The following is a 10,222-nucleotide window of genomic DNA, read 5'->3' as shown; positions in this document are numbered from 1 at the left end:
CGCCGTCGCCGGCGGGCGCGGCCGGCGCCTCCTCTACCGGAGCGGGCTGGCGCTGGCGCCGGAGCAGCAGCCAGGCCGCCCAGGCCAGGCCCGAGCCCATGATCAGGAACACCGCGTGCGGCATGCCCGGGATCAGCCCCAGCAGCACCAGGATGCCGCCGGCCACGCCCAGCACGCGCGGCGACATGAACAGCTGCTGCACGATCTGCTGGCCCATGTCGTTGTCCTTGCCCACGCGCGAGATCACCATCGCCGCGGCCACGGAAATGAGCAGGCCCGGGATCTGCGCCACCAGCGCGTCACCGACGGCCAGCAGGATGTAGCTGTCGGCCGCCGCGCCGGCCGACAGGCCGTGCTGCAGCATGCCGATGGCAAAGCCGCCGATGATGTTGATGATCAGGATCAGGATGCCGGCAATCGCGTCGCCGCGCACAAACTTGCTCGCGCCGTCCATGGAGCCGAAGAAATTGGCTTCTTCCTGCACCTCGGCGCGGCGGCGCTTGGCCTCGGCCTCGTCGATCAGGCCGGCGTTCAGGTCGGCGTCCACCGCCATCTGCTTGCCGGGCATGGCGTCCAGCGTGAAGCGCGCCGAGACCTCGGCGATGCGCTCCGCGCCCTTGGTGACGACCACGAAGTTGATCACCACCAGGATCGCGAACACGATCAGGCCCACGGCGAAGTTGCCGCCGATCAGGAAGTGTCCAAACGCCTCGATCACCTTACCGGCCGCGCCCGGGCCGGTGTGGCCGTCGAGCAGCACCACGCGCGTGGAGGCGACGTTCAGCGACAGCCGCATCAGCGTGGTCAGCAGCAGCACCGACGGGAAGGCCGCGAAATCCAGCGGGCGCAGCATGTAGGCCGCGACCATCATGACCATCAGCGCGACGGCGATGTTCAGCGTGAAGAAGGTGTCCAGCAGCCACGCGGGGATGGGCAGCACCATCAGCGCCAAGATGGCCACCACCAGCATCGGCGCCGACAGGCCGGCCAGGGCCGAGCCGTTGCTGCCGGCCCACTGGCGGACGGAGGAAAGCGAGGTGGGGGGCGTCATCGTGCGTTACCCGTGCGTCATCGTCTGGGGTCAGGCACCGCGGCGCCGGCGCAGGGCGGCCGGGCGCTGGGCCGCGGGCGAGTGCGGATCGAGCTCCGCCGGCACCTGCGGATCGGGCTGCTGCGCGGGCATGTGGCCCTCGCCGCGCATCGCGGCCTTGAGGCGGTACACATAGGCCAGCACCTGCGCGACGGCGGTGTAGAGCTGGCTGGGGATGGGCTGGTCGAGCTCGGCGTGGGCGTAGAGCGCGCGCGCCAGCATGGGCGACTGCAACACCGGCACGCCGTGCTGCTGCGCCAGCTCGCGGATGCGAAAAGCCAGCAGGTCGGTGCCCTTGGAGACCACCTGCGGCGCGCCCATGCTCGCCTCGTCGTACTGCAGCGCCACCGCGTAGTGCGTGGGGTTCATCAGCACGAAGTCGGCCTTGGGCACGGCGGCGATGCTGGCGCGGTCGGCGACCTCGCGCTGCTTCTGGCGGATCTTGCCCTTGATCAGCGGGTTGCCGTCGGATTCCTTGTGCTCCTGCTTGACCTCCTCGTGGCTCATCTTCAGGCGCGACTTGAAGAAAAAAGCCTGCAGCGGCACGTCCACCACGGCGAACAGGAACACCACCAGCAGCAGCAGCGCCATGCCCGAGACGATCCACTGGCCGGCGTGGCGCAGCGCCACGGGCGAAGGCTGCAGCACCAGCTGCGCCATCGGCTCGATGCCGCGCCCGACGAAGTGCCAGGCGATGGCGGCGACGATGCCTGTGAGCAGCACCATCTTGGCGACGTTGGCCAGCTGCTGCTTGGAAAACAGGTTGGCAAGGCCCTTGAGCGGGTTCAGGCGATTGAACTGGGGCCGGATGGGCTTGAGGCTGAAGATGAAGCCCCCGGCTCCGACGGCGGCCAGCAGCGCGGCGCCGGCCGTCAGCGCGGAGAACACCACGCTGCCCGCCACGCCCAGCAGCACCAGCGCCTTCAGCCGCGCCAGCATGTCCAGCGGCGCGCGCACCGTGGCGGCGTCGAAGACCAGGCTCTGGCGCAGCGCGCGCTGCAGGTATTCGGTGAACCAGGGCGCCAGCACCAGCAGCGCCAGCGCGCCCATGCCCAGGATCGCCAGGTGCGACAGGTCGCGCGACCGCGGCGCCTGGCCGTCGTCGCGGGCCTTCTGGAGCTTGCGCTCGGTGGCGGGGAGGTTCTTGTCCTGGCTGGAATCCATGGCGGCGTGACTTTCGGGTCACGCCATTGTCGGCAGCCGCGGGCCGCGCTAAAGCCCGAATAACGGGGCCTGCGGGCGCTATTTCACCGGCCCGCCGCGGGCTTCAGAAGCCCAGGCTGGCGAGCAGGTCGTCCACCTGCGACTGGCTGGTCACCACGTCGCTGCGCCCCTCGGGTTCGACCACCGGGCCCTGCAGCGGCGCGCTGGCGTTGCCCGGCTCGGCTGCGGGAGCGCTGCCCGGCGGGGCCGTCTGGATCAGCAGCTGCACCAGCTGCTGCTCGATGGTCGCCGCCAGGTTCACGACGCGCGCGATCACCTGGCCCGTCAGGTCGTGGAAGTCCTGCGCCATCATGATCTCGGTCAGGTGCGTATCGAGTTCGCGCGTCACGCGCTCCACGTCGGTCAGGAAGTTGAAGATCTCGCCCTTCGCGACCGCGGCGACCGGGTCGGCCAGCAGCGCCTCGACCACGCGGCGCGTCTCGCTGGCGATGAAGTCGTGCTGCGCCTTGGCCTGCTCGACGCGCGTGAGCACTTTCTCTGCCGCCTCGCCCGTCAGGCGGGCGATGTAGGACAGGCGGCTCTGCGCGTCCGGCAGCTCGCCCATGGTGCCGCGCAGCTGGTCGGCATAGCCCAGCTCGGTCAGGGCGCTGTGCAGCTGGCGCGTGAGCTGGCCGATCTTGTGGTGGATGTCCTGGTCCTGGCCGCCCCCCGGCTGAGAGGCGGCGCCGTGCAGCGGCTCCATGTCACAACCCCATCTTCTTCAGGATCAGGTTGACCTTCTCCTCGAGCGTGGCCTTGGTGAACGGCTTGACGATGTAGCCGGCGGCGCCCCCCTGGGCGGCGGCGACGATGTCCTCCTTGCGCGCCTCGGCCGTGACCATCAGCACCGGCAGGTGCTTGAGCTTGTCGTCCTTCTTGATCTCCGTGAGCAGCTGGAAGCCGTTCATGTTCGGCATGTTGATGTCCGTGACCACGAAGTCGAAGCGGCCGTTGCGCAGCTTGTTGAGCGCCACCACGCCGTCTTCCGCCTCGTCGGCGTCGGCGTAGCCGCTCTCCTTGAGCAGGTTGCGCACGATGCGACGCATGGTGGAAAAGTCGTCAACGATCAGGAAACGAAGGGCAGAAGACACAAGGGACCCTTTCGGTCTTACTTAACTAGGGAAGGCCGCACCGATTGTCACGGTACCCCGCGTGCGTGACAAGTTGTTACCCCTCCGGCGGGGCGGAAGCCGCATTGTCCGGCTTTTCGCTGACCGCTGCGGAGGCAGGGGCCAGGGCCGGCAGGGGCACGGCCACGTTGCGCCGGCCCAGCAGCCGCTCCTCGGCCTCGTGCGTGAGCACGGTGATGGTGATGCGCCGGTTGACCGCCGCGCGCGGGTTTTCCGGCTCCAGCAGGTCGCTGGCCGCGAGGCCGACCACGCGCCCGAGCTTGGCGTCCGGCATCCCGGCGGCCACCAGTTCGCGCCGCGAGGCGTTCGCCCGGTCGGCCGACAGCTCCCAGTTGCTGTAGCCGCGGTCGCCGTTGCCATAGGGTACGGCATCGGTGTGCCCGGACAGGCTGATGCGGTTTTCCACGTTCCCGAGGGCGGCGCCGATCTCCGCCAGGATGTCGCGCATGTAGGGCTTGACCAGAGCGCTGCCGCTGTCGAACATGGGGCGGTTCTGGTCGTCCACGATCTGGATCTGCAGGCCGTCGGGCGTCAGGTCCAGGCGGATCTGCGAGCGGTACTCGTTCAGGCGCGGGTTCTCGGTGATCATCGCGTCGATCTTCGCCTGCAGCGCGCGGATGCGCTGGGCGTCGATGCGGGCGCGCTCGGCGCGCGCCGCTTCCAGACTGGTGCGCCGGCTGATGGCGCTGTCGTCGTCCGAGCGCCGCACCTGGCCGTGCACCTTCGACAGGTCGTTGCCGCCGCCGGGGATGATGCTCGAGCTGTTGCCGGCGCCGTCGCCCCCCTGCATCGAAACCTTCAGGGGCGAGGCGAAGTAGGCGGCAATCCCCTGCAACTCGCCCTTGGCGGTGGAGCCCAGCAGCCACATCAGCAGGAAGAACGCCATCATGGCCGTCACGAAGTCGGCATAGGCGATCTTCCAGGCGCCGCCATGGTGGCCGTGGCCGCCCTTCTTGACGCGCTTGATGATGATGGGCTGGAGCTTCTTCTCGGACATGCTTGCAATGGACCTCGGCCGTGGCGCCCGGTTCCTCGGGGCCGCAGGCTCGCAGCGGTCTTACTTCTTGCCCTTCACGTGGGCCTCGAGTTCGGCAAAGCCCGGCCGCTCGGTCGAGAACAGGACCTTGCGGCCGAACTCGATGGCCGTCGCCGGGTTGTAGCCCTGCATGCTCGCCAGCAGGGTGGACTTGATGCACAGGAATTCCTTGACCGCGTCCTCGGCGCGCTGCTCCAGCAGCCCGGCGAGCGGCTCCACCGCGCCATAGGCCAGCAGGATGCCCAGGAAGGTGCCGACCAGCGCCGAGGCGATCATGGCGCCCAGCACCGCCGGCGGCTGGCCGACCGAGCCCATGGTGTTCACAACGCCCAGCACGGCGGCCACGATGCCGAAGGCCGGCAGCGCACCGGCCAGGCGCGTGAGCGCCATCACGGGCCCGTGGGCTTCCTGGTGGTGGGTCTCGATCTCGCTGTCCATGAGCGACTCGATCTCGTGCGCGTTCAGGTTGCCCGAGACCATCATGCGCAGGTAGTCGGTGGTGAACTCGACGACGTGCGGGTCGCTGCCCACCGTGGGGAACTTCTTGAAGAGCTCGGACTTTTCCGGCTCCTCCACGTCCTGCTCGATGGCCATCAGGCCTTCCTTGCGCGCCTTCTGCAGGATCTCGTAGAGCATGGCCATCAGCTCCATGTAGCGCGCCTTGGTGTACTTGCTGCCCTTGAGCACCTGCGGCAGCGTGGCGAAGGTGGCCTTGAGCACCTTGGGCTGGTTGGTCACGATGAACGAGCCCAGCGCCGCACCGCCGATGGTGATCATCTCGTAGGGCAGCGCCTCCAGCAGCACGCCGATGTTGCCGCCGTGCGCGACGAACACGCCGAACACGCAGCCGAAGGTGATCAGGTAGCCGAGGATGACGAGCATGGTGCGCGGATTGTGTCAGGGCTCGCCCTGGCTGAACTGCGGATCAGCACAGTCAAACGAGCCCTATTCGTGCAACGCCGGGGATCAGCGGAAGAAGTACTGCTCGCCCAGACGCGTGAGGCCCTCGTGGGTGAGCGTCTCCTTGCTCGCCACTGCCCACAGGTCGAAGCACTCCGGGCGCGACAACGTGCCGACGCTGCCAAAGCCAGCGCCCAGCAGGGTGTCGCGCAGCACCTTCTCAGTGAAACCGCAGCGATGCGCCATGTGCAAGTTGCCCTCGGCCATGGGTAGGCGCCAGCCATACAGTATGTCCAGCGGTGCGATCGGAAGACCGAGTGCGGTGTGGTAAGCAGGCTGGACCAGCTTGCCTTGCGCGACCAGCGCGCATACCGACTGCAGGTCCGGGCAGGTAATGACGGCGAAACCCTCGGGCTTGAGGACTCGCAGGAATTCCTGCAGAGCCTGGGGCACTTCGTGGGCGTATAGATGCTCGATGTTGTGACTGGAGAAGATGGCGTCTACCGAGCCGTCCGGGACCGCGGCCATGTCGGTCATGCTGCCGATGATGTCCGGCTGGACGCTCTCGTCGATGTCCAGTCGCAGTTCCTGCCACTCGTCAGTATCGAAGCCGCGGGTGGTGCTGTTCTTGCGCTGGGGTCCGCAGCCCACGTGGAGCAGTGTTTTCATGGTCAGGTCGTGTGTGAGGGGGCGGGAGGATGCCGTCTGGCGCGCTCAAATCAGTGCAGGAGCGCCTTGCGCCAAGCTTCCACGTGGTGCTCCAGAAGAAAGTTGCGTTGCAACCACTCATGCAGCGCGTGCCCCTGGGCACGGCGCAGCTGCGGATCATCCATCAGACGGCGCAGTGCGGACAGCCATGCCTGCTCGTCGTTGGGCACACGCAGCACGGGTGGGTTCGCAGTCCGGAAGGGGTAGACATCGGAGCACACCACCGGCCAGCCCATGGCGCCGTACTCGAGCAGGCGCAAATTGCTCTTGCAGGCGTTGAAGGGGTTGTCCTCGAGCGGTGCAATCGCAATGTCCAGGTCCAGGCTGGCCAGCTTGGCCGGATAATCCTTGTAGGAGACGAAGGGGTGAAATTCCTTGATGTAGGGCCGCAGTTCGTCCGGGCACATGCCCATGAATATCCAGTCCACCTCCGGCGCCAGGGCGCGCACCACGGATGCGACCAGGCGCAGGTCGCCCAGGTGCTGCGCGGCCCCCGCCCAACCGAGGCGCAGGCGTTCGCGTGACTGGCGTTCCGTGCGCGCCAGACCGCCCCAGTGGTGCGGATCGAGTGCGTTCGGCACCACGTGCACGTCCGGACAATACTGCCGATAGTAGTCCGCCAGGGGCTGGGTGGAGACGACCAGGCGGTCGCTCAAATTCAGCGCCTGCACCATGCGGGTGTGCCCTTCGCGCTGTCCGAATGCGTGGTTGGGGTGGGCGGCTGGAAGCTCCGAGGTCAAGTCATCGACCAGTTGCACCAAGAACACATCGGGGTGTGCGTCGCGGATGGCTCGCAAGTTGGCAATATCCTCATCCAAGATGGAATGCTGTACCAGCACCCTGTCCGGTTTCAGGCGCGAGATGTCCAGCGCGTTCAGGATGCGACGCATCTTCACCCCGGCCTTGGGCGGGGTCACGGCGCAGGTCTCCGCCAGGCTGTGCATCTGCAGGGCGTCCAGGGGCTCGATCACGCGATATTGACCGGAGCCACTGGACAGTGGCTGGGCCAGCACGCGCGGGCGCATGCGGTAATCGTGGCGCCAGCGGCACACGAGGTCCACGTCGAGCACATAGGGCTGGTCGCCGCGAAGGTGTTTGCTGTAGAGCGTGAGCGAGCCGACGAAGTCCAGCCAGCGGGCGCGCATATGGTGCTGCTCGCGCAAGGCAGCTTGCGACAGGGCGAGCGCCTGGATTGGGTCGCGGCGCAGCAGCCTGAGGGTTGCTCCGCCAGCATGCAGGACATTCGCTCGCGGCGTCCACACCAGCCTCCATCCCGATTGCTGCAGGCGGTAGCCAAGATCGGTCATGGTCTGGAACAGCGGCGTATTGGCCTCGTCGAGCCCGCCCACCGCCAGGATGGCGTCGCGATGCCCCAGCCAGCACGCGCCGTGCACCCCGGCGACGTCCTGCGCCATCTGCAGGCGGTTGTGATGACCGCGTTCTGCGATGCCCTGCCGTACACCTACGTAGTTGTGCAGCATGGCGTCGTTGCCTGCCACCTGCGGTCCGGCCAGCACCGTCGGTGTCTCGCCGTGCTGCAGCACCAGCCGCGGTGCGGCGATGGCGATGTCCTTCTGCGTGAACAGCCGTCGCAGGGCCGGCAGCGCCACGCCGTCGAGCAGCTCGACGTCGTCGTCGCAGACCAGCACCAGTTCGGTGCGCGCTGCGCGCAGACCGATATTGAGGCTGCGCGCATGGTTGTAGCTGCCGCAGCCCGTGGCGAGCAGGCGCAGCGGCAGCTGCTCGGCATGCTGCCACTCGCCTACGAACTGCTGCATGGAAGCCAGGTCTTCGTCCTGCGCCAGCAGCAATGCCTCCTTGAAGGTGCCCGATGCATACATGCGCACGCATGACAGCAGCAACGACCGCAGGTAGCCGGGCTGCTTGCCTGTGGGCACCAGCAGCGTCAGCGCCGAGCCCGGATCGGGGTATTGCGGTACCCAGCAGCCCACCAACTCGCTGGCCGCCAGCGTAGCGCCGGGGTAGGCTTGTTCCAGTTCCTGCTGGGCGACGGTGAATTCCTGCGCCTCTTGCCCAGACGCCAAATGCGGCGGGCTGTGCGATAGCACCTGGTCGACGTAGTGCAGGGCGGCTGCGCCGTGTGTGGCGCTGGCGCGCAATGCGAGGCGGTAAGCGCAAGCGTAATGCCAGCGGTCGGGCAGCGGCAACCAGGCGGCAGTCCGGACCACGACCACTCCTCCCAGGTAATTGGTGCCGCGCAGCCATTCGAGATTGGCCCCGCCACTGAAATGCGGCAGGTGTTGCTCCTCGGACAAGGCAACGTCATGGGCGGCATAGACGACTTGTGCGGCGCTGCCCGCGGCAGAGGCAAGCAGTTCGATCAGGCTGTACGGCTCCAGGCGCGTTCCGGCATCGAGCAGTACGGTCCATTCGTCGTCGCACCCTGGCATTCCGTTCGCCGATGCCGACCCGCTGGGACCGGACCAGTGCAACCCTTCGCCCAGTTCCGCAGGGTCGCAGGGGGGATCGATATCGGCGTGGACGACGATGCACCGTGGCTGCAGCCAGCCGGCGCCCAGGCTGTCCAGGGTGTCGGCAATCGATTCTGCGCTTCTTCCCCGGGCGAAGAGGTGAACGGTGGGGGGCCGCACCACACCGCTGCCCACCAGTTCGGCGCAGATGTCGCTGTGGACCTCGCTCGGCGCAGCCTTGGTCTTCCACAGCGCATACCCCTTGCACAAGGCCTCGGTGGCCTGCTCGTCCGCGCGGCGAGCGCGCTCCTCGGGCGCCGCAGGCAGCAGGGGCTCCACGGCATGCAGATGCCGCGGCTGCCATCCCTGGGCGGGCTGCAGCGCTGCGGCTGCGGCCTGGGTGGCAGCAATGAAGCGGTTCAGCAATGCCGGCCCGTCGTGCAGCAGTTGTGCCACATGCTGGCGGAACATTGCAGGGCTGTATGCACGCGCATCCAGCGGCCTGTCGAGGGAGTTGGCCGCGACGCCCCAGGTGTCCAGGTCATGTCCGGGAAAGCGCTGCAACTGGTGGTCATTGGCCACATACACCACCTGGCAGCCCAGCAGGCGCGCCTCGGTGACGATGCTGCCGGCGGCGTAGGCGAACAGCACCTGCGCCGTGCCGAGCGCCTGCCAGCGTTCGCGCGTGCCGAGGGGCAACGCGGCGTGGGGCGAGACGTCACGCAAGCCCGCGTGCTCCGGCCGCAGCGTGAACCCGGGCCCCGGCAGCCGGCCCGAATACACCAGTGCCCCGGATCTCTGCTCCGAGGGATCGATCCGCTCCAGCAGTGCCGGGTCGAACCACGGCAGCGCCAGCCTGAGCGCATCCTCGTTCCATTCGGGCTGACCGGGTCGGGCACTTATGAAACGCGGCTGCGCGTAGCCCGGATCGTTCGACTGCGAGGCCAGAACCATCTGCACTTGCAGTCCCGGCAGCTCGAATTCGCCTCTGGACTCCTCCTGGATGGCGATGGGCACCAATCCGGCCAGGTAATGGGCTGCCATGGTCTGCGGGCAAAGCATCGGCGTCCACCAGTCGCCATTGACCACAGGGGCGCCCGACAGGTAGGCGGCGTAGCCGGCACGGTTGAGCTGGTGGCACAGCATATGCAGCTGGACCGTGGACTGATCCGCGTCGTGCAGCGAGCGCGGTGCGTGGATGTAGTACGGCTGGACGGGCGCGGGCTTCATGGATGCTATGGGCAATCGTGGCGCATCGGCTCTGGTTTACCCCTGCAGCAGCTTCAAGACGTTTTGCGGCAGCTGATTGGCCTGCGCGATCATGGCGGTGCCGGCCTGCTGCAGGATTTGAGTGCGGCTCAGGTTGGAGGTCTCGGCGGCGAAGTCGGCGTCCATGATGCGCCCGCGTGCGGCGGACTGGTTCTCGCTGGCCGTGCGCAGGTAGGAGATGGTGTTCTCGAAGCGGCTTTGCAGCGCGCCCAGCGAGGCGCGGCGGTCGTTCACCGCGGAGATGGCCTCATCCAGCGCCGCCAACGCCGCCGTGTTGCTCGCCGCGGCGGCCGTGTTCAGCGCACTTGCCGAGCCACCGGAAGCCACTGCCAGGAACGCATCGGCGCTGGCCAGGCTCATGTCGCCCGAGGCGATGGTGATCTGGTTGGCCGCGTCGGCGTTGGCGCCCACTTGGAACACGTAGTTGTTGGTGCCGTTCAGGATCGATTCGCCA

9 protein-coding genes are annotated in these 10,222 nt (G+C 67.7%); all 9 read right to left on the bottom strand.

The features are described 5' to 3' along the window. A partial coding sequence (locus A612_RS01350; RefSeq protein WP_019372819.1) for an FHIPEP family type III secretion protein occupies nucleotides 1–1,051 on the bottom strand: 1,051 nt, incomplete at its 3' end. A gap of 30 nt (nucleotides 1,052–1,081) precedes the next feature. Continuing rightward, nucleotides 1,082–2,254 (bottom strand): EscU/YscU/HrcU family type III secretion system export apparatus switch protein, encoded by a 1,173-nt coding sequence (locus A612_RS01345; protein ID WP_019372818.1) that lies wholly within the window; start codon nucleotides 2,252–2,254, stop codon nucleotides 1,082–1,084. A 103-nt stretch (nucleotides 2,255–2,357) separates the two neighbouring features. Then, nucleotides 2,358–2,996, bottom strand: coding sequence for a protein phosphatase CheZ (locus A612_RS01340; RefSeq protein WP_019372817.1), 639 nt, complete (start codon nucleotides 2,994–2,996; stop codon nucleotides 2,358–2,360). A gap of 1 nt (nucleotide 2,997) precedes the next feature. Further along, complete coding sequence (cheY, locus tag A612_RS01335) at nucleotides 2,998–3,384, bottom strand: chemotaxis response regulator CheY (protein WP_040435507.1); 387 nt, start codon at nucleotides 3,382–3,384, stop codon at nucleotides 2,998–3,000. A 76-nt stretch (nucleotides 3,385–3,460) separates the two neighbouring features. Continuing rightward, nucleotides 3,461–4,420, bottom strand: a complete 960-nt coding sequence (gene motB, locus A612_RS01330; protein ID WP_019372815.1) for a flagellar motor protein MotB — start codon at nucleotides 4,418–4,420, stop codon at nucleotides 3,461–3,463. Nucleotides 4,421–4,480: 60 nt separating this feature from the next. Then, nucleotides 4,481–5,341 (bottom strand): flagellar motor stator protein MotA, encoded by an 861-nt coding sequence (gene motA, locus A612_RS01325; protein ID WP_019372814.1) that lies wholly within the window; start codon nucleotides 5,339–5,341, stop codon nucleotides 4,481–4,483. A gap of 84 nt (nucleotides 5,342–5,425) precedes the next feature. Beyond that, entirely contained in the window at nucleotides 5,426–6,028 is a 603-nt protein-coding gene (locus tag A612_RS01320; RefSeq protein ID WP_040435506.1) for a class I SAM-dependent methyltransferase, read from the bottom strand. Between the two features lie 50 nt (nucleotides 6,029–6,078). Then, the gene (locus tag A612_RS01315) at nucleotides 6,079–9,729 is read right to left on the bottom strand and encodes a glycosyltransferase (protein ID WP_019372812.1); all 3,651 of its coding nucleotides are present in this window, start codon (nucleotides 9,727–9,729) and stop codon (nucleotides 6,079–6,081) included. A 36-nt stretch (nucleotides 9,730–9,765) separates the two neighbouring features. After that, nucleotides 9,766–10,222: flagellin (locus A612_RS01310; protein ID WP_019372811.1), on the bottom strand; the 457-nt coding region annotated here is incomplete at its 5' end.

It is taken from the genome of Melaminivora alkalimesophila, from assembly GCF_000282995.1.
GTDB lineage: Bacteria > Pseudomonadota > Gammaproteobacteria > Burkholderiales > Burkholderiaceae_C > Melaminivora > Melaminivora alkalimesophila.
The sequence above is the reverse complement of the archived record's forward strand: the minus strand, read 5'-3'. Positions and strand labels throughout refer to the sequence as shown.